General features: G+C 40.4%; 17 protein-coding genes. 15 read left to right on the top strand and 2 right to left on the bottom strand.

Annotated features, from left to right (window positions below):
- Positions 1 to 14 precede the first annotated feature (14 nt).
- Positions 15 to 329 (bottom strand): LysM peptidoglycan-binding domain-containing protein, encoded by a 315-nt coding sequence (locus BPR_RS08740; protein WP_013281112.1) that lies wholly within the window; start codon positions 327 to 329, stop codon positions 15 to 17.
- 397 nt (positions 330 to 726) lie between these two features.
- Here BPR_RS08740 and BPR_RS08735 point away from each other — a divergent pair, with 397 nt between their 5' ends.
- The 12 genes from BPR_RS08735 to BPR_RS19795 all read left to right on the top strand — a co-directional run bounded on the left by BPR_RS08735 (position 727) and on the right by BPR_RS19795 (position 15547).
- Entirely contained in the window at positions 727 to 2094 is a 1368-nt protein-coding gene (locus BPR_RS08735) for an ABC transporter substrate-binding protein (RefSeq protein ID WP_013281111.1), read from the top strand.
- Positions 2095 to 2203: 109 nt separating this feature from the next.
- On the top strand, positions 2204 to 3118 hold the full coding sequence (locus BPR_RS08730; RefSeq protein WP_013281110.1) for a carbohydrate ABC transporter permease: 915 nt from the start codon (positions 2204 to 2206) through the stop codon (positions 3116 to 3118).
- 3 nt (positions 3119 to 3121) lie between these two features.
- A complete protein-coding gene (locus BPR_RS08725; protein WP_013281109.1) occupies positions 3122 to 3970 on the top strand; it encodes a carbohydrate ABC transporter permease in 849 nt (282 codons plus the stop codon).
- A gap of 142 nt (positions 3971 to 4112) precedes the next feature.
- Positions 4113 to 5846 carry a sensor histidine kinase gene (locus BPR_RS08720; RefSeq protein WP_013281108.1) on the top strand — a complete coding sequence of 578 codons (1734 nt, stop codon included), beginning with the start codon at positions 4113 to 4115 and terminating at the stop codon, positions 5844 to 5846.
- Between the two features lie 28 nt (positions 5847 to 5874).
- On the top strand, positions 5875 to 6666 hold the full coding sequence (locus BPR_RS08715; RefSeq protein WP_013281107.1) for a response regulator transcription factor: 792 nt from the start codon (positions 5875 to 5877) through the stop codon (positions 6664 to 6666).
- Between the two features lie 7 nt (positions 6667 to 6673).
- Positions 6674 to 7342, top strand: a complete 669-nt coding sequence (sdaAB, locus tag BPR_RS08710; protein WP_013281106.1) for an L-serine ammonia-lyase, iron-sulfur-dependent subunit beta — start codon at positions 6674 to 6676, stop codon at positions 7340 to 7342.
- Between the two features lie 22 nt (positions 7343 to 7364).
- The gene (gene sdaAA, locus BPR_RS08705; RefSeq protein WP_013281105.1) at positions 7365 to 8240 is read left to right on the top strand and encodes an L-serine ammonia-lyase, iron-sulfur-dependent, subunit alpha; all 876 of its coding nucleotides are present in this window, start codon (positions 7365 to 7367) and stop codon (positions 8238 to 8240) included.
- 69 nt (positions 8241 to 8309) lie between these two features.
- Entirely contained in the window at positions 8310 to 9041 is a 732-nt protein-coding gene (locus tag BPR_RS08700; protein ID WP_013281104.1) for a glycosyltransferase, read from the top strand.
- Positions 9020 to 10243: a protoporphyrinogen/coproporphyrinogen oxidase gene (locus BPR_RS08695; RefSeq protein ID WP_013281103.1), complete on the top strand. Its 1224-nt coding sequence runs from the start codon at positions 9020 to 9022 to the stop codon at positions 10241 to 10243. The genes BPR_RS08700 and BPR_RS08695 overlap by 22 nt, the downstream gene beginning before the upstream one ends.
- Before the next feature lie 38 nt (positions 10244 to 10281).
- Positions 10282 to 12450, top strand: a complete 2169-nt coding sequence (locus BPR_RS08690; RefSeq protein ID WP_013281102.1) for a hypothetical protein — start codon at positions 10282 to 10284, stop codon at positions 12448 to 12450.
- A gap of 133 nt (positions 12451 to 12583) precedes the next feature.
- Positions 12584 to 14227 carry a cellulase family glycosylhydrolase gene (locus BPR_RS08685; protein ID WP_013281101.1) on the top strand — a complete coding sequence of 548 codons (1644 nt, stop codon included), beginning with the start codon at positions 12584 to 12586 and terminating at the stop codon, positions 14225 to 14227.
- A 162-nt stretch (positions 14228 to 14389) separates the two neighbouring features.
- Positions 14390 to 15547 (top strand): class B sortase, encoded by a 1158-nt coding sequence (locus tag BPR_RS19795; protein WP_013281100.1) that lies wholly within the window; start codon positions 14390 to 14392, stop codon positions 15545 to 15547.
- Positions 15548 to 15628: 81 nt separating this feature from the next.
- On the opposite strand, the gene BPR_RS08675 is transcribed toward BPR_RS19795, so the two are convergent.
- Entirely contained in the window at positions 15629 to 16681 is a 1053-nt protein-coding gene (locus tag BPR_RS08675; RefSeq protein WP_013281099.1) for a LacI family DNA-binding transcriptional regulator, read from the bottom strand.
- A gap of 239 nt (positions 16682 to 16920) precedes the next feature.
- On the opposite strand from BPR_RS08675, the gene BPR_RS08670 reads away from it, so the two are divergent.
- From BPR_RS08670 to BPR_RS08660, 3 genes are all read left to right on the top strand, one after another.
- The gene (locus tag BPR_RS08670; protein ID WP_013281098.1) at positions 16921 to 17841 is read left to right on the top strand and encodes an ABC transporter permease; all 921 of its coding nucleotides are present in this window, start codon (positions 16921 to 16923) and stop codon (positions 17839 to 17841) included.
- Positions 17842 to 17852: 11 nt separating this feature from the next.
- A complete protein-coding gene (locus tag BPR_RS08665) occupies positions 17853 to 18767 on the top strand; it encodes a carbohydrate ABC transporter permease (RefSeq protein ID WP_013281097.1) in 915 nt (304 codons plus the stop codon).
- Between the two features lie 68 nt (positions 18768 to 18835).
- The gene (locus BPR_RS08660; RefSeq protein ID WP_013281096.1) at positions 18836 to 20488 is read left to right on the top strand and encodes an ABC transporter substrate-binding protein; all 1653 of its coding nucleotides are present in this window, start codon (positions 18836 to 18838) and stop codon (positions 20486 to 20488) included.
- The last annotated feature ends 14 nt before the right edge of the window (positions 20489 to 20502 follow it).

Here is a 20502-nt window from a genome sequence, read left to right as displayed (position 1 = left end):
ACAATAGGAGTGGGTTAGTGGTAGTCTGCATAATAAGGCACTATGATATTTTCGCCAGCCTTGATAACATTGGCATCTGAGAGCTTGTTAATACTGCAGATTTCGGAAATATAGGCTTCAAATTTGTCATATTCATCTGAATCATAGTACTTACTGGCGATTCCAGTTAGATTATCGCCTGCATGAACAGTTAACACTTTGTAGTACTTGCACTTTGGTACATAATTCTCATCCTGGGCAGCGCTGATAGATGAATAATGTGAAAAGAGAATGATGAAAACTATAAAAGCTACTACAAGTACAATAGAAAGTTTTTGTCTTCTTACCATATTACGCACCTCCAAAACATGAATTAAACAGTTGATCAGAGCAGCCAATCTTGCATCCGCCCTTGTGACAATTCTATTTTGCAACTTTACGTGGTGCATATTTGGGACAGTAAAAATCTGAGTAAAGCTCCGGCAACAATATCACTATAGAATCAAAGATAATATAGCAAATTGATGTTAAATATTTTTACATCTCACATCAAAATTTTACATATCATTATGCAAAAAGACTGAAAAACTGATGCATAATGATATTTTTTTGTGAAAAAGTAAAAAATGTGCTTGATGAAGTAAAAGATTTACATTCAATATAGTTCACAAATATTTTATATTTTAGATAGAAACAAGCGACGAGGTCGCGAAACAATTATCTTATTCAAATTATGGGAGGTTTGAAATGAAGAGACGTATTGCTTCAATCGTTATGGCTGGTATCATGACGCTTTCTATGATGGGATGTGGAAGTGCAAGTCCGGCTCCAACAACTGACACTGGATCTGCTAACACAGACACCAAGACTGAGACAGCTCAGACAACAGAAGAGACTAAGACTGAGGATACTACAGAGACTGCAGCAGCTTCTACAGATGAGCCAATCACACTTAACATGTGGTGTATCGCAACTGAGAGTGATTCAAACCGTCACGCTTATGAAGCAGCTATCGCAGAAATGGCTGAGAAGTATCCTAACATTACACTTAACTGGGAAGCATTCGAGAATCAGTCCTATAAGACCAAGATCAAGGCTGCTGTTTCTGCTAATGAGATGCCTGATATCTTCTTTACATGGTCATGTGCATTCCTTGGCGATTTCGTAGACGCAGATAAGGTTTACTGCCTCGATGATATCTATCCTGAATTTGCAAGCGAGCTTCCTGAGAACATGCTCGGAAATACAACTTATAACGGCAAGCACTACGGTGTTCCTACAACAATGAATATCGTTGGCCTTTTTGCTAACATGGATCTTCTTGCAGAAGTTGGATATACAGAAGTTCCGGGAACATATGAAGAGTTCATCGCTTGCTGTGATGCTCTTAAGGCTAAGGGAATCATTCCTTTTGGATGTGCTGGTAAAGAGACATGGTGCGTAACTGAGTATCTTGAGTCAGTTATTGAGAAGAGTGTTGGTGCTGATACTCTTAATGATATTTTCCTTGCAAGAGACACTTGGAACAATCCTGAAGTTGGAGCAGCTGTTGATACATTCCAGAAGCTTGTAAATGATGGATATTTCGATCCTTCAGGAATCGGCCTTACAAATGACGAAGTTAAGAATAACTTCATGGCCGGCAAGTATGCTTTCTACATGAATGGTACATGGAACTGTGCTGACTTTGCTGCAAACGAAGAGTTCCTTCCTAAGGTTAAGGTTGCTGAGTTCCCAGTAATCAATGCTGACAAGGCTAAGCTTGGACAGCTCATCGGTGGACCTTCAGACACACTTGCAGTTGCAGCTTCTTCACCTAACGCTGAGGTAGCAGCAAGATATGCTATGGAGCTTGGTAAGCTCATCTGCCATTATGGATACCTTGATGGATGCGGACTTCCAGCTTGGACACCTTACGGAGACACAAGCACAATCAACCCTCTTACACAGACAGTAGCAGAGATCTGTGCTAATGCAGACAGTTTCGTTCTCTTTGGTGACACAGCTATGTCAGCTGATGATGCTAACACATATCTTTCATATGTAGATCAGGTTTATGGATGTCTGGTTGATGGAAATCAGTTCATTGAAGGCTTGGCAAAAGACATAAGATAAGAAAATAGTATTAAGTAAAAGAGTCCTTCCTTGCATCCCCGGACGGGAAGTGGGGAAGGACTTTCTCTATAAAAAAGTAATATCAAAAATGGTTTATGAGAGGCCAGGTATGAATGAAAATAAAGTAAAAAATGAAAAGAGAAAGAGGAAGATAGAAGAGGGGATAGCTATCTTTGTTTTTCTTTTACCGGGACTGCTGCTCTTTGTGGGGATTCTGATAGCACCGATTGCTGTATCAGTTTACAGGAGTATGTATGACTGGAATGGATTTTCAGAAGGAACCTTTATAGGTTTCAGCAATTATATAGAGCTATTTACTAACGGATCTATCAAATTTGTAAATTCACTTAAAAATTCACTTATTTTGGCGTTTTTCTCAGTGTTTGTCCAGCTTCCTCTGGCTTTGGGACTGGCTCTTTTGCTGGGAAGACGTGAGGGCAGAAAAGAGAGAGCATTTTTGTCCATATTCTTTATGCCTGTACTGATCTCTACCGTAGTAATAGGTCAGTTATGGCTTAAAATCTATAATCCTGATTATGGTCTTTTAAACAGATTTCTTGATGCTGTTAACCTTGGAAACCTCAAGCACGTTTGGGTTGGAGATGTCAAAACAGCTCTTGGCAGTATCATAGTTCCTACTGTCTGGCAGTATGTCGGTTACCATATGCTACTGATGTATGCCGGAGTCAAGGGAGTTGATATTGATTTAAGAGAAGCTGCGATGCTGGATGGAGCAACTAAGTGGCAGGTCGATAAGTATGTCGTTATTCCAATCATCAAACCTATCCTGCGTGTCAGCGTTATCTTTGCGGTAACAGGTTCTCTTAAAACCTATGACCTTGTCCGCATATTGACTGAGGGTGGACCGTTCCAGTCTACAGAAGTTCCAAGTACACTTCTTGAGAACATGCTGTTTCTCAGAAACCGCTATGGAATGGGAAGTACGATTTCCGTAATGCTTATTTTACTGTGCTTTGCTTTTGCATTACTGATCACTGCAGCATTTAGAGAAAAGGATGAATAAAAGATGGAAAGTTACACATTAAAAGAAGAAAATCCCGCGATCAAGGTTATCATTGACGTATTTTTGATCATTTGGGCTATAATAAATCTTTTTCCAATATATTTCATGTTTACTTTTTCTCTTAAGTCCAACGAGGAAATATTTGGAAAAAACATAGTAGGTCTTCCTAAAGACTGGCTGTGGTCAAATTATGCTGCAGCTCTTAATACAGGAAGTATGGGGCTGTATTTCTTTAACAGTATTTTGGTAACAACTCTGGCAATTGCAATTTCAATTATGGCAGCCATGATGGCCTGTTATGCAATCACCAGGATCAAATGGAGATTCAGTAAGCTTACGAATGCCTTCTTTATGCTGGGACTTACGATTCCTATTCAGGCTTCAATCGTTCCTGTATATGTAGTTATGAGTAAGGCTCACTGGCTCAACAAGTATTCAACACTTATTATTCCGTATTCAGCATTTGCATTATCTATGGCTATTCTTATCTGCACAGGCTTTATGTCTGAGATACCTTATGCGCTTGATGAGGCTGCAAGAATAGATGGCTGTGGACTTTTCAGAACCTTTTTTACCATCATATTACCGCTGATGAAGCCGGCTGTATCTACGGTTGGAATATATTCATACCTCCAGTGCTGGAACGAATTCATGTTTGCAAATGTATTCATATCCGATTCGGCCCACAGGACCCTCCCTGTCGGTATTAAGGCTCTCTCCGGCCAACATACAACGGATTGGGGACCGATCGGAGCAGCACTTGTGATTGCGACTTTCCCTACTCTCATAGTTTATCTGTTTCTCAGCCGCAAGATACAGGCTAGTTTCATCGCAGGCGCTGTGAAAGGATGACGAATGATGCCACTTTTTGTGCTGATAAGCTTTGCTAAAAGGCCAAAAAGTGGTATCTTTTTGTTTGACGAAAAAGTTATGGGGACTTTTGGAGTCAGGGTATAGTGTAAGAGTTATAAGGGGTTATAATACGGGGATTTTTATGGGGAAAGAGTCATCTAAAAAGGTATCTCTTTATGCAAGTTTGCAGAAGGGAATACTTGGTCTGATACTTGTCGTAACATTTTCTTTTTTGATCTCAACTTATTTTATCGCAGACAAGGAACAGAAGAACTATTGTAAAAGAGAGTCTGAGAGCGTTCTGAAAACTCTCTCAAGCAATATTTATTCTGATATACATAAATATATAGAGCTTTCCCGTATCATAATGACGGAAGAAAATCTGGTGGAATTTCTGCGTGCTGATGCCGACAGTGTTGACATAGGAATGATCAACGATGCCAGATACGGCGTCATGAATGTTTTAAATGTTACCGAGAGCGTAGACGGCGTCATGATCTTCAGGGAAGATATGATAATGGTCGCTACCAACAGATTTACTTACGAATATGACTATGAACTCATGGGGAGCGATGAATGGAAAAAAGATATCTATGACGGAAAAGGAAGCGCCATTGTTACTCTTAACAGTAATAAAGTCGCATCCAAGGTAGATAAAAGGCCGCTTGTTACTGTGGCGAGGGCAATCTATGACATCGACTCTCAGGAGAGAACCGGTGTCATGCTTCTTAACATATCCAATATTCTTTTTGACAAGATGCTGTCACAGCTTGGATACAGGAATATATGCATAATGGGTGAAGATGGCACTTATCTCGCGGGTAATCGCTCATATACTCAGTTTTTGGATAAAGATATAGCTCCGGGAAGGATAACATATAAGGATGTAAGCTTTGAGGGAGACAAGATGCTGCTGTCATCAACCAGAGTAAGCGATTATCCTATTATAGTCATGAGACTTGCCCCCTATAGCACAGAGGGAACTCCTTATAGCTTCATATATGTGCTTCTGGCCCTTCTTATGATCTTTATAGTGATGGTATTTTTTGTCAGCGGCTTTATCAGGAAGAATATTACTGATCCGGTTCTTTTGCTATCGGAGTCAATGGACAAGAATAAGAGGACAGGAGAACTTAAAAAAGTTGATGCTCAAATGCCATCTGATGAGCTTGAAATGCTCAAAGAGGATTATAATAGTCTCATAGATCATGTCAATGAACTTATCGATACATTGATAGATAAAGAAAAAACTCTTCAGAGAGCTGAAATGAGAGTTTTGCAGGAGCAGATCAAGCCACATTTTCTGTACAATTCGATAGAGACTATCGGCTTTATGGCTCTTGATGCGGGAGCTGAAAATGTTCATGAGGCACTTGAAACACTGGGAAGTTTTTATCGGAACTTCCTCAGCAAGGGCGACAGAGAAATTCCGTTATCCAGGGAAATCTGGATTGTAAAAGACTATCTGGCTCTTCAGAAGCTTAGATATGGGGATATCATGGATGATGAGTATGATATTGCTGAGGATACTCTTCAGATTGTGGTGCCAAAACTCATATTGCAGCCTCTTGTAGAAAACAGTATTTATCACGGCATCAGACAGAAGGGCGAAAAGGGAATCATCAGGATCAGCAGCAGATTGGAAAATGGCGATCTATTCCTTACTGTCAGAGACACAGGTGTTGGTATGAGCAGTGAGGAAATAAAAGAAATCCTGTCTACGGATAATAAAGCTGACAGGTCAGAGGCCGACAGCTTTGGATTATGGGGTACGATCCAGAGAATACGGCTATTTGAAGGTGAGGAAGATATAGTTAAAATAGAGAGTGAAGTAGGCGAATACACTCAGATTGAATTCAGGATCAAAGCAAAATAAGTATTAAAAAAGTATTGGTGGGGACAATATGGATAGAAAATACAGAGTTATGATCATTGATGATGAACAATCGGCAAGGAAACTGATGAGAGCCTCTATAGACTGGGAGAGTCTTAATATGGAGGTAGTAGGCGAGGCGGCAAGTGGTATTGAAGCCATTAACACAATTGACGAGATAAGGCCTGATATAGCATTTGTAGATATTTCAATGCCTTTTATGGATGGCATTGAATTTACTCAGGTGGCTACCGGCAGATATCCTAACCTTGTCATAATAATCATGACAGCTATAGATAAATTTGAATACGCAAGGAAATGCGTAAGTCTTCCTGTGTTTGAATACATGTTAAAGCCTATGGTCAGAGCTGAGATAACTGAGGTTTTGGAAAGAGTAAAAGGAAAGCTTGATAATTCTCCTGATTTTTGGGATGATAATAAGGCATCTTCAGAAGGATCTTCTTCAAAGGCTGATTCTACAGAGACTATCAAGGCTTATGTAGAGGAGAATTACGGAGATCCCAAGCTAAACCTTGCGTTTATAGCACAGCATTTTGGATTTAGTGCAAGTTATTTGTCCAGGAAATTCAAGCAGGATACAGGCAAGAATTTCATTGAATACCTGACAGGAATCCGAATGACCAAGGCTATGGACATAGCCCGTAGCGGTCATAAGATGTATCAGGCCGCTGCAGAAGTGGGGATACCTGATCCGAATTATTTCGGGAGATGTTTTAAAAAATATGCCGGTATGAGTTACTCTGATTATGTTAACTCAGAGGACTATGAAGGCAGGAATGCAGTGCACAAGACGGGTGCATGAGGTTTATATGAATGTTTTTGATATTATTGGTCCTGTTATGATAGGACCATCAAGTTCTCATACTGCAGGGGCAGTGAGACTTGGAAGAGTAGTTAATAAGCTTATTGATGACAGAAAACTTGAGAAGGTGGAGATCATCCTTTCAGGATCTTTTGCACAAACTTATAAAGGACATGGAACTGACAAGGCGCTTCTTGCAGGTATCATGGGTTATAAGAGTTATTCTCCGGAGATAAGGGATGCCCTTACAATTGCTAATGAGAGAGGAATTGAGTACTCTTTTATCAAAGAGGATATTAAGGATGCTCACCCCAATACCGCTCTGATAAGATTCTATCTTGAAGACGGAACAAAAGGCACTATGCAGGGCGCGAGTATAGGCGGAGGCAATATTCTGGTCAATCAGATAAATGGCATGCATGTTGAGTTTAACGGCGATAACAATACTATCCTGGTCATGCATGAGGATAAGCCGGGAGTAATTGCAAATGTTACTCATATGATGCATTTTGAACATGCGGATCTGAATATCTCTAATTTCCATCTGTCCAGACAGGAAAAGGGTGGAGATGCGATCATGACTATAGAGATCGACAATCAGCCCCCGGAAGAACTTGTTGATGAGATCAGACAGATAGAACATGTAAAAAACGCAATTTTGATAAGGCGTGTGTAATAATAGAAATATAGAGGTAGTAATGCTTAAATATGAATCAATACAGGAACTGGTAGAGGAAGCTGAGAAGAGAAATGTCAGGATAAGTCAGCTTGTTTTGGAAGACCAGGCTATTAGCATGGAGAAATCTGAGCAAGAGATATATGAGAAAATGGAGATGAGCTTTCAGATAATGAGAGAGTCAGTTCAGGCCGGTATGAACAAGGATCAGAAGTCCACCTCAGGGCTTACCGGTGGAGAAGGCTTTCTCATGAATCAGTATGCTATGAACAACGGAGGCCTTAGCGGCAGCTTTATGACAAAGGCTATCGCCAGGGCCCTTTCTGCGGCTTGCTGTAATGCGAGCATGGGCAAGATAGTGGCAGCTCCAACTGCTGGAAGCTGTGGAATCCTGCCGGGATGCCTTGTGAGTCTGTTTGAAGATAAGGGCTTTGAAGAAAAAGATATAGTGATGAGTATGTTTACTGCTGCAGCTTTCGGTATGGTAATTGCTGCAAGAGCAAGTATCGCCGGAGCTCAGGGAGGGTGTCAGGCGGAGTGCGGAAGCGCGTCTGCTATGGCTGCAGCGGCTCTTGTTGAGCTTAGCGGTGGAAGCCCGAGGCAGTGCGCCGATGCGCTGGCAATAGCTCTTTCAAGTCAGATGGGACTTGTTTGTGACCCTGTGGCTGGTCTTGTGGAAATTCCATGTATTAAGAGAAATGCTTCAGGCATGATGATAGCATTTTCCAGTGCAGATATGGTTCTTGCGGGAATTGATGCCAAGATTCCGGCAGATGAATGTCTTGATGCGATGGCTGAGGTTGGAGAGTGCCTTCCAAAGAGCCTTAAGGAAACTGCTAAAGGGGGACTGGCTACAACACCCACAGGCAAGAAGCTAAGGGACAGGGTATTTGGGTGAACTGATTGAATTTACCTGTGTCGTTATGCTAGAATGAAGCGTTGAATTTACGTAAAAGGATATTTGAAAATGAGTAATACATGTAAGACCATCATAGTTATGCCTGTTGCAAATGAGGCTGAAACTATGGCTCAGGTTATTGACGATATAATGGCACTGCCATATGAGAATCTCTATTATTATCCGGTAATAGATGATTATTCCAAGGATGATACAGAGAAGATAATTCGCCGGAAGGCGGAGGGTAATCCCAGGATAAAGCTTATATACTACAAGGAATCCCGTGGAGTTATCAGCTGTTATCTTGAAGGATACAGACAGGCACTATTGGATGGTGCTGACAGAATTATTGAGATGGACGGCGGACTTAGCCATGATCCTAAACAGATTCCTATGTACATGGACAAGCTGGATCAGGGATATGACTGTGTGTGGGGATCACGATTTATTAAGGGCGGCGGAGTAAGTGACCTTCCTCTTTACAGGAGAATACTCAGTAGTGGAGGAACTATTCTGGCCAATCTTGTTCTTGGAACCAGACTCAAGGATATGACAAGTGGCTACGAGGCATTTCAGAGACATGTACTTGAGAATATCAATCTTGATCAGATCATGTCTACCGGTCACATGTATCAGACTGAGCTGCGCTATTATTGCAGAAATCTCAACTGTATAGAAGTTCCTATTCACTATGTAGGCTCATCTACAGGACTTAAGCTTCAAACAGTAATAGAAGCTTTGGAAATACTATTTAAGCTTAAAAAGCACGAAAGGTACATATGGAAAAAGCAAAGTATCTGATACTTGGGGCAGGACCTTCCGGGCTTACCTTAGGAAGAAAACTTCTTGATAAGGGCGAGAAGGATTTTATAATTTTGGAAAAAGAGGACACTGTAGGCGGACTATGCAGATCAGAGACAGTAGATGGCAAGCCCCTTGATATAGGAGGCGGCCATTTTCTTGATGTCAGGAGACCTTTAGTATGTGAATTTGTTTTTCGCTTTCTTGAGGAAAAAGAGTGGAACTCTTTTGACAGGGATTCCAGGATAAGAGTTCACGGGACTGAGATCAATCACCCCTTTGAAGCTAATATATGGCAGCTTCCCAAGGAATATCAGGATAAGTACCTTGATTCTATACAAAAGGCCGGATGTAATACCGGAGTAGAAAAACCATCTCTTTTTACAGAGTGGATCAGGTGGAAGCTTGGAGATGAAATCGCTGATAATTACATGCTTCCATATAACAGTAAGATGTTTTCTGATACTCTTGATGAGCTTGGAACATATTGGCTTGAGAAACTGCCAAATGTCAGCTACGAGGATACACTTAGATCCTGTAAGGAACACAGGATGTTCGGATCTCAGCCTGGCCACGCACAGTTCTATTATCCCAAAGAGTATGGATACGGCGAGGCCTTCATCAGGATTGCCGACAGCATGAAGGAAAATGTATTTACCGGTGTTTCTGTTACAGAGATCAACTTAGATACAAGAATTGTTACATGTGGTGATGGAAGAGCCTTCCAGGCAGAAACAATAATTACAACTATTCCGTGGGACTGCGTTAAACTCACAGGAATATCAGATGAATTTGCCGGTGCTGTTTCATCTCTCAAGCATTCTGCTGTAGAAATCAGATATGTTGATGAAGATCCGGAGACGCCTGCGCATTGGGTATATGTTCCGGATGCAAATACGCCATATCATCGTATTTTGTGCAGATGTAATTTCTGTCCGGATTCCAAGGGCTATTGGGTTGAAACGGTCAAAAAGAGAACTGCAAAATATGTCGGTTCAAAATGGGAGAAGAATTATGCATATATGAACGAGTATGCATATCCTCTTAATACCATAGATAAACCTCAGAAGATCAGACTGATTTTGGATGAAGCAAGGGAAAAAGGCGTTATCGGTCTTGGAAGATGGGGCGAACATGAGCATTACAACTCAGATGTTGTAATGGAGAGAGCAATGAAGCTTGCTGATGAGCTTATGGATTAATAAATCTTAAATCTATTTAGATAGGGAGTTTTGTAAATATGAGAGCACCGGGAAAAGTAACTAAGGCGTTTCTATGCGTACTTGTGGTTGTTTTTACATGCCTTGTGCAGGTGGTACTGGGCAGACAGACTGGGCTACTTAATAAGTCGGAGGATGTACGTCCTCCGCTTTTTGATACACCTTCATATGTTGAGCTGTTTGATGGTGATACGCTTGAGCTGGAACTTACTGGTAAAGAAAACTGTCATTTAGGCAGCTTATCTGTTGTCCTTGTTAACACAGATTCAAAAGGTAAAGGTATTATTTCTTTTCTCTTAGCTGATGCTTCAGGAAGCGAAATATGGTCTGCAGATATGGATGAGTCTGCGGTATCAGTCGGAGAATGGGTTAATATTGGAAGCCCTGATTTTTATCTGGAAAAAGGTAAAAGCTATAGGCTGTCAATTACTGCAAAGGGCTGCAGTCCGTATTTTATCAAAACTCAGATAGATGCAACTAACAAGGTCCTGCCTTTCTATGAGAAAGTAGCAGGAAGTGATAATGGTATATCTCTTGGAACATCAGTTATATCTGATAAGCCACTTACATATGCGGATATTTTTTATTATTCCAGAATAATAGCTGTCATTGTGGGAGCAGCTGTTATCTGCTTTATAGTATTTGGATATGGGAAGAGCATAAGGGCGCTTAGAAGTATACCGGAACTTGGAATTATAGAGACGGCGGGAAATGATGCTTTTTTATGCGTTCTTTTTGTTACACTTTGTCTCTCTATATGGGTTAACGGATATCTTGAAGGCATCAATATAAGTGCAGATTCAGCGGGATATCTTAGAGAAGCTGTAAATATGGCTGCAGGAAACGGCTTTCATTATGATGGTATAGCAGGCTATGGAAATACCTGGTTTGCAAACTGGCCTATCCTGTATCCTGCTATGATAGCTCTTGTTATGAAGATGACCGGGCTTGAAGTGTATGTGGCGTCAAAAGTATTATCAATGATACTTGTTGGAGCGCTTATTATAATTCTAAGGGTTACCTACAAAAAAGATGCGTGGTTCTATGCTCTGTTTATGACTAATCTGGGACTTATGTATTTGTACTGGTATTCCTGGAGTGAACTTCCTTTTATTATTTTCATGGTGCTCTTTGTCCTTAGTCTTCACAGAGTTCTTGAGGCAAAAGAAAATAGGGCAGTTAATTATGTTTTCCTTGGAATCAGCGCGTTTTTGTGCTTCCTGACAAGATATTTTGGCATATTTACTTATTTTGTTATTGGCCTTTATATACTGGTTCTTTTGTTTGATAAGCTCTTTGGCAGCAATAAGGGTGATCTCAGGAAAGTCTTTTTCATGACTATCACGGCGTTTGTGTCAGGTGTCATGTGCATCCTGTACCTTGTTAACAACAAGATACAGAACGGCATGCCATCAGGCGTTTCCAGATCCATGTGGTGGGATGATTACCAGTCACTTACAAATGATCTTGTAAAAGCCCTTTTAGCTGAGATATTTAACATATTCCATACAGAGGTGCCGGCTTATATTGTGGGACTATCCTATGGGAAGAGTGTACTGATTGTATTTTTGTTTATTCTGGTTTTGGCATTTTTTGTTTTTGAAAATGTCAGGAGATTGTCAAGAGAATCTGTTTTTATAACAACCGGAGTTGTTTACTACCTGATGTTCATAGTTATACGATATTTTTCTTCAATGGACACTTTCTACTACAGATTTTTTGCACCGGCTACGTTTTTGATCACTCTTGGAACAGCAGGACTTATATATGATAAGATCAGAGCTAAACGCGTAAGAGGTGCTATTCTCATTGCGGTCACTCTTTTTGTAGGTATATTCGGGTGTAGCAATTATGCTGAGCATATCAGGACCAATACGCTTGCCTACTACGATATTGTCAAAATGTCATGGGATGAGGACTATGCTGAGATTCCTGACAGGAGCGTTGTTATCTTCAGTACCTTTGATTACAGATCCCAGTACTACAGACCAGATGTGGTAGAAGGAACGATAAGTCCTGAGGATTCAATGGATACACTTCGTGAAAGATATTCAGGAAGTGATCAGATGTGTATTTTGTCATCAGATGCTGCAGCTATGGCAGATGCAGGCATTTATGATGAGAGTATAAATTCTGCTATCAGGGATAACCTATCTGAAGGTAAAAAATATTGCATAATAAGCTTTTGATTGTTTTCAGATAATAACGAATAAAGTTGAATATTTTACGAATATATTACGGAATTGTTAATGAAATATTGACAATTCCGTTTTTTCGTTAATAATTAATATGTCGCGACAAAATAAATGGGAGGTGCTTAAGATGCACAAGTCTAAATGCATTAAGAGGGTATTTACTTTTTTATTGGCTTTATTTGTTTTTGTTATGGCGATACCGGCAACTAAAGTTTCTGCCACTGGCGGAACTGACAGGTCAGCAACGCAGGTTGTATCTGACATGAGAGTGGGGTGGAATATAGGAAACAGCCTTGATTCTTTTGGTCAGAGCTACAATTTCCCTTACACAAGTCTTAATGAGACTTATTGGGGAAATCCCGCAACAACCAAAGCACTTATTGATGAAGTTGCCAAGGCCGGTTTTAACACAATCCGTATTCCTGTTTCATGGGGACAGTATACTTCTGGTTCAGATTATCAGATTCCTGATTTTGTTATGAACAGGGTAAAAGAAGTAGTTGATTACTGTATCGTTAACGATATGTATGTAATCCTGAATTCACACCATGATATCAATTCAGACTACTGCTTCTATGTTCCTAACAATGCGAACAAGGATCGTTCTGAGAAGTACTTTAAGTCAATCTGGACACAGATTGCCAAAGAGTTCAGAAATTATGACTATCACCTTGTATTTGAGACAATGAATGAGCCAAGACTTGTTGGACATGGTGAAGAGTGGTGGTTCCCAAGAAACAATCCAAGCAATGATATCAGAGAAGCTGTTGCCTGCATCAATGATTATAACCAGGTAGCTCTTGACGCGATCAGAGCAACAGGCGGCAATAATGCAACAAGATGCGTTATGGTTCCCGGATATGATGCTTCTATAGAAGGCTGCATGACAGATGGATTCAAGATGCCAAATGATACAGCAAGTGGCAGACTTATTCTTTCAGTACATGCTTATATTCCTTATTATTTTGCACTTGCAAGCGATACATATGTTACAAGATTTGATGATAACCTCAAATATGATATTGATTCATTCTTTAACGACCTTAATTCCAAGTTCCTTTCAAGGAACATTCCTGTTGTAGTAGGTGAAACAAGTGCTACAAACAGAAACAACACAGCAGAGCGTGTTAAGTGGGCAGATTATTACTGGGGAAGAGCAGCTAGATACAGCAATGTAGCTATGGTACTCTGGGACAATAATATTTATCAGAATAATTCTGCCGGCTCAGATGGCGAATGCCATATGTACATAGACAGAAATTCTCTTCAGTGGAAGGATCCTGAGATCATCAGCACAATCATGAAGCATGTTGATGGAACTCCTGCAACAATTAATGGTAAGGAAATCCCTTCAACTGAGCAGCCTGATCCAACACCGGTAGATCCAGATCCAACACCGGTAGATCCGGACCCAACACCGGTTGATCCAGATCCTACACCTGTAGACCCGGATCCACAGCCTGTAGATCCTACTCCTGTATCTGGCGCTCTTAAGGCAGAGTATACGATCAATAACTGGGGTTCAGGATACCAGGTTCTGATCAAGGTTAAGAATGACTCTGCTTCCAGAGTTGATGGATGGACATTAAAGATCAGCAAGAGCGAAGTTAAGATTGATTCCAGCTGGTGCGTAAATATAGCTGAAGAAGGCGGCTATTATGTGATCACTCCTATGTCCTGGAATTCATCTCTTGAGCCTTCAGCTTCTGTAGACTTTGGTATTCAGGGCTCAGGTTCAATCGGAACATCCGTTAATATTTCAGTTCAGTAAATAAGCACTTTTTTCACGAAAGGCAGTCCACAAGGGCTGCCTTTTTCTGCTACTTTTTTGGTAGAAAATATGATTGACTTTTACGGGGGTTATTGTTTAAAATCTTTAATTGTGTGCTTATTTATGAAGGGGAAATATTAGGAAAAGGTATAGAATAGTTCAATGCAAAACCTGTTATCAAATTTTAAGGAATTTAATAATAAGCATAAGAAGCTGGTTCCATTTATTATATATTTTGAGATAATTGCAGTTATTCTGGCCAGTGCATTTAAGTATATCCGCAAGAATATCAAGCTTGTGGCGCTGATAATACTGATTGTTGCGATCATTATTCTGACAATCAGATACCTTACAGGCAGTGGGAACACAAATGCCGGAAGTGCTGGAACGGAGATAGTTGAGACTGTTTCTGTAGATGAGGTGATTGCAGCACGCAGCGCATCAGGATCAGTAGATGAGGCTTCAGTAATTGGAATGTCAGAAGAAGCAGCATCAAGCGAAGACACAGATGCTGCGGAAGAGGCTGATGATACAGCAAGTGAAAGTGTTGAAGCGGTTGATGGAGAGTTAAGTGTAGATATTACAGCTACTGAGGCAAATGAAGAAGTAAATACCAGTGAGGAAGCATCTGATTTGCAGTCAAGTGAGAATACATATGCAGCTAATGATGCCTCAAATGAAGATACTTCAGATCTTGTTCAAAACGATAATGAAGCTACCGATAGTGCAGAAGGCGGTAAGACAGCTCGTCCTGTAGCAACACTTCCCAAGGAAGGTATTTCCAAGTTTATTGCTGTTTATCCTGAGACTATAGCCTGGATCTGGTTTGAGGATGATCGCCTTAACTACCCGATAATGCAGAGTGAAGATAATACCAAGTATATGATCAAGGATTTCCAGGGAAATGATTCAGATACAGGATCTCTTTTCCTTGATTATAGAGCTTCCGCAGACTTTACAGATTCTAATTCCATTATTTATGGACATAACATGCGCGACAGAACAATGTTCGGCGCTCTCAGAACTTATAAAGATGATCTGGGATTTCTTGAGAATCATAAATACTTCCAGATCATTACACCAGAGGGCAGAACCCGCTACATGATATTTGCATTTATGGATGTGCCCAAGAATTCTTATATTTATGACGTTGTTGGAGCTGATCCTGATAATATGAGAGAGTTCCTTGATACAATTGAGTACAAGACATACATTGATACAGGAATTGAGCCTACAGTTGATGATAAGATCATAACTCTTTCAACATGTACAAGGTCAGATACTCTTTTCTTTGTAATGTTTGCCGTAGAAGTTGAGTAAAAATAGAATATAAAAGGGATGCCAGTCAATTTGATTGGCATCCCATTTTTATATTAGGAAATTCTTTCTTGTATAAGCTTATTACATCTGTGTTGATTCTCTGTAAATAAGATCAGTCTCTGTATAGGTTATCCTGTAATTGAGATCAGGCTGCTCAATCCTGGAGATTACAAGGTTGGCAGCTGAATAACCGATTATCTGGCTGTGTATGTGGCTGGTTGAGAGAGAAGGAGACATGATCTTGGACTCGGGGGAATCATCAAAACCGAATATCTTGATATCACGTGGACATTCTATTCCCATTCTCTTGAGGCCGGATATCAGATCGAGAGCTACAAAATCGTTGGCACAAATAAAGAGTTCGGGCATTTCTTGAATCTTCGTAAGAGCTTCGAATAAGTATTCTCTATATTCTGATCCGTGAGGATGAACCTCTGTAAGACAATATTTTTCGTCAAAGTTCAGATTATTGATATACATTGCCTCCCTAAAGGCTATGAATCGCTCGTAGAAAGAACGGCAATGTGTGACCTGGCCTACAAATCCTATCTTGGTAATTCCCTTTTTGCTCATGTCATTAACGACTGTATATATATTGGAAAAATTATCCATGAGCAGAACATCTGCGTTTAATGGTCTCCAGTAGCTTGCAACGGGAGCATCTATCATGAGAACAGGTAATCCTAGGCTGCACAACATTTCACAATAGGAGTGATCAAACATTTCGATGCATACAATAGCCTTGGTGTTATCCGGTCTGTATGAGAGAGGAAGAGTTCTTGACTCTATATTCTGATGATCAACCCGGTGCATTGTCAGGCTATAGCCAAGCAGAGAAATTTCATATTGAAATTTATCCAGCATGGTAGAAGCAAAGTGAGAATTATTAAGAAAACTGCCTGAAAAGAGAGCAATCTCTCCTGAAGCCTTGGGCTGGGAACTGAAAGGATTCGTAATGTCTGAAATGGAATTGGCATAAGAAAATTGCTTGTATCCCATTTCGATAGCTTTCTCTAAAACTTTCTGTCTGGTAGCTTCAGCTAAAACTCCGGTGTTATTTATAGCCTTGGATACGGTATTTCTGGATACTCCAAGAGCATCTGCTATATCCTGTAAGGTGACTTTTGCTGGCATAATGTAGTCTCCACTTTCTAAATAAAAGATGAATGTGTCAAAAGATGGGTGTGTCCCAGATAGTAGTTATGTATGACTTTTTGACACCTATATCATTATAAAATGTAAAAATCAAAGTGTCAAATGTAAAAATATATTGTGCAAATGTAAAATAATTATGTTGACAGTTGAAAATATGGGTGCTATATTTTACATATGCAAATGAGAATTATGCAAATGTAAAACTTGGGAGGGGCTACATGAACACAAAGGTAAAAGATAATTCGCTGCATAACACCCTGGTATATGTTAAACAGCATTGGCAATTATATGTGTTCTTTCTGGGGCCGGCACTGTTACTGACAATAGTGTTCAGGTACATTCCAATGGGAGGCATTCTGATTGCATTCCAGAAATACAATCCATTTAAGGGAATATTGGGAAGTGAATGGGTAGGACTTAAGTATTTCAAACAGTTCTTATCATCACCCGATTTTATGCAATATCTTGCAAATACTTTAAAACTTAGTGTTTTTGGCCTGTTATGGGGATTCCCAATGCCGATAATACTGGCGCTTCTACTTAACAGGATTGCCAGTAGCAAGATCAAACAGAAGATACAGCTTGTTCTGTATATGCCTAACTTCATATCTGTCATAGTCCTCTGTGGTATGGTCAGAATTCTTTTATCAGTTACAGGACCATTCAACATGCTTTTGGGAACGAACATCAACTTTTTGACAATCCCTGCAGCATTCAGACCAATCTACATCATAAGTGGTATCTGGCAGGGCGCCGGCTGGGCATCAATCATGTACACAGCAGCTCTTTCAAATGCCAGCAAGGAACTCAAAGAGGCAGCACAGATTGATGGAGCCAATATCTGGCAACAGATCAAGGCAGTAGAGTGGCCGGCTATCAAGGATATGGTAGTTATCCAATTCATCCTTCAGGCAGGAAACATTATGAGTATCGGCTTTGAAAAGGCCTATGCACTTCAGTCAGATATGAACCTTGCTTCATCTGAGATCATAGCTACTTATGTTTACAAAAAAGGTCTTTTGAATGGTGATTACAGTTATTCAACAGCGGTTGGATTATTTAATACGATTGTAAATGTAATACTTCTAATAGCGGTTAATAAAGTTGTTGAGAAGCTTAACGACGGTCAGGGACTATAAGGGGGAGCGAAATGCAACAGACAGTAAATATTAAAAAAAGCGAATTTGCCAGAGCTTCCATTGGAGATAAAGCATTTCTTTTGGTTGGGTATATTCTCCTTGCAGCCTTTGTAATGGCTATCATAGGTCCTGTAGTTTATATTATTGTAGCTTCCTTCATGGATCCTATAACACTTCAGAACAAGGGAATTGTATTTGATTTCAGCAAATGGACTCTTACAGCTTATGAGAGAGTTATGACCAATTCTCAGATATGGATTGGATTTAGAAATGCAATTATATATTCCGTATTATTTGCGGTTATTTCTGTATTTATAACACTTTTGTGTGCGTATCCAATGTCAAGAGATGATTTTAAAGGCAAGAAGTTTTTTAACGCAATCTTTATTATCACAATGTTCTTTGGCGGCGGACTGATTCCTACATACCTTCTTATCAGTAACATGGGACTTCTTGATACCATGTGGGCTGTAATTCTTCCGGGATCATTTAGCGTATGGAACATGATCATCGCAAGAACTTACTACAAAGGTATTCCAAGCGAACTTAGAGAAGCTGCTGATGTGGACGGAGCTAATGAATTGGTGTTCTTCTTCAGGATACTTCTTCCTGTGTGCACACCACTTATAGCAGTGCTGATATTGTGGCAGTTTGTAGGAATGTGGAACAGCTACTTTGATGCAATGATCTATCTGAATTCAGCAGATAAGCAGCCTCTTCAGCTGGTGCTTAGGGCTATCCTTATCCAGAATGAACCAGATCCGGGAATGATAGCAGATATGCAGAGTACAGCTCAGAGAGCACAGCTTGCAGAACTTCTTAAATATGCAACCATCATTATTTCAAGCTTACCGCTTATAGTAATGTATCCATTCTTCCAGAAGTATTTTGATTCAGGAATCATGGTTGGTTCAGTTAAGGGCTGAGAAGCTTAAATAATCAGAACTTCCCCTGGCAACAGGAGATAATAAAGAATTTTATAAGGAGAGGGAAAATGAAAAAGAAGACAACAAAGTTATTTTCAGCAGCACTTGTTCTTGCAATGTCAGCCAGTGTTCTGACAGGTTGCGGAAAAGGTGCTTCAGGCAGTGGGGCAGCATCAGTTTCAGCGGATGATATCAGCTTCCCGCTGGAAAACAAGGTTACTATCACAGGTACAATCAGCTATCCGTCAGGAACTGAGTCAGAACCTAACAACAGAACAATCTTCAAGAGACTTGAGGAAGAGACAAACGTACATGTTGACTGGACAGCTATTTCAAATGATCAGTGGGGCGACAAAATCAAGCTCAACATGGCTAACAAGAACACACTTACAGATTTTGTATTTAATGCAGGCTTTAGTAACTCAGACCTTATCAGATATGCTGATCAGGGAGTTATCCTTCCTGTAGAAGAGTACATTGACAACAACATGCCTAATCTTAAGGCAGTATTTGATAAGTATCCAGAGTACCGCACAATGTGTGAGGACTCCGAGGGACACATTTGGGCACTTCCATGGATTGAGCAGCTTGGTTCTAACAAGACAGCTATCCAGACAGTAGGTAATAACTTCACTTACATCAACAAGAAATGGCTTGATTTCCTCGGACTTCAGACACCTACAACAGTTGATGAATTCGAAGAAGTACTTAAGGCATTCAAGGAGCATGCTTCAGAGCTTCAGGCTGAGTTTGGTATTGAGGGTGACATCATTCCTATGTCATGCATCATGAACGATCAGGATCCAAGCCTTCTTATTAACGGCTTTGGCGAAGGTTACGGTGACAATGATATCGGACAGCACATTGCAGTTACAGATGACAAGAAGGTTATCTGCACAGCAACACAGGAAGGTTTCAAGTCAGGTATGCAGTGGCTTCATAAACTCTATGAAGAGGGACTTATCGATCCTGAGTGCTTCACACAGGACTGGTCAACTTATGTAGCTAAGGGTAAGTCACACAGATATGGTGTTTGCTTTACATGGGACGTTGCTAACATTGATAACCTTGAAGATTTCGTTCCACTTGCAGCTCTTAAGGCTGATGTTAAGAATGTAACTCCTATGAACAGCTCTTTCACATCAGGTTTTGATCGTGGCAGATGCGTTGTAACTTCTAAGTGCGAGAATCCTGCATTCGTATGCGCTTGGCTTGATAAGATGTATGATCCATTCCAGTCACCACAGAACAACTGGGGAACATATGGCGAGGATGATGAGTTTGATATCTTCGAGCTTTCAACAAATGCAAACGGCGACAAGATGCTCAAGCATGCACCACTTGGCGATGCTTCTCCTGTAGAAGTTCGTGAGGCTGAGTGTGTTGGTGGTCCTCTTGCAATCCTTGATGAGTACTACGGCGTATATGTTACATGCCCTGATGACGCTCAGTACCGTCTTGACTGGATCAAGGAGTACTACACAGACGATATGAACTGCAAGTATGTATATCCTAACGTATTTATGACAGCTGATGATACAGAGGCTCTTACAACTATCCAGACAGATCTTATCAGCTATATCAACTCCAGCAGAAGTAACTTCGTTATGAACGGTCTTACAGATGCTGAGTGGGATGAGTACCTCAAGCAGGTTAATGCATATGGTCTTGATGAGTATCTCTCTATCTACCAGAAATATCTTGATGAGTTCTATAAGTAATTCATATAACCGGA

Origin of the sequence: Butyrivibrio proteoclasticus B316, assembly GCF_000145035.1 — a bacterium.
Classification (GTDB): domain Bacteria; phylum Bacillota; class Clostridia; order Lachnospirales; family Lachnospiraceae; genus Butyrivibrio; species Butyrivibrio proteoclasticus.
This window is presented reverse-complemented; position numbering and strand designations above follow the sequence as displayed.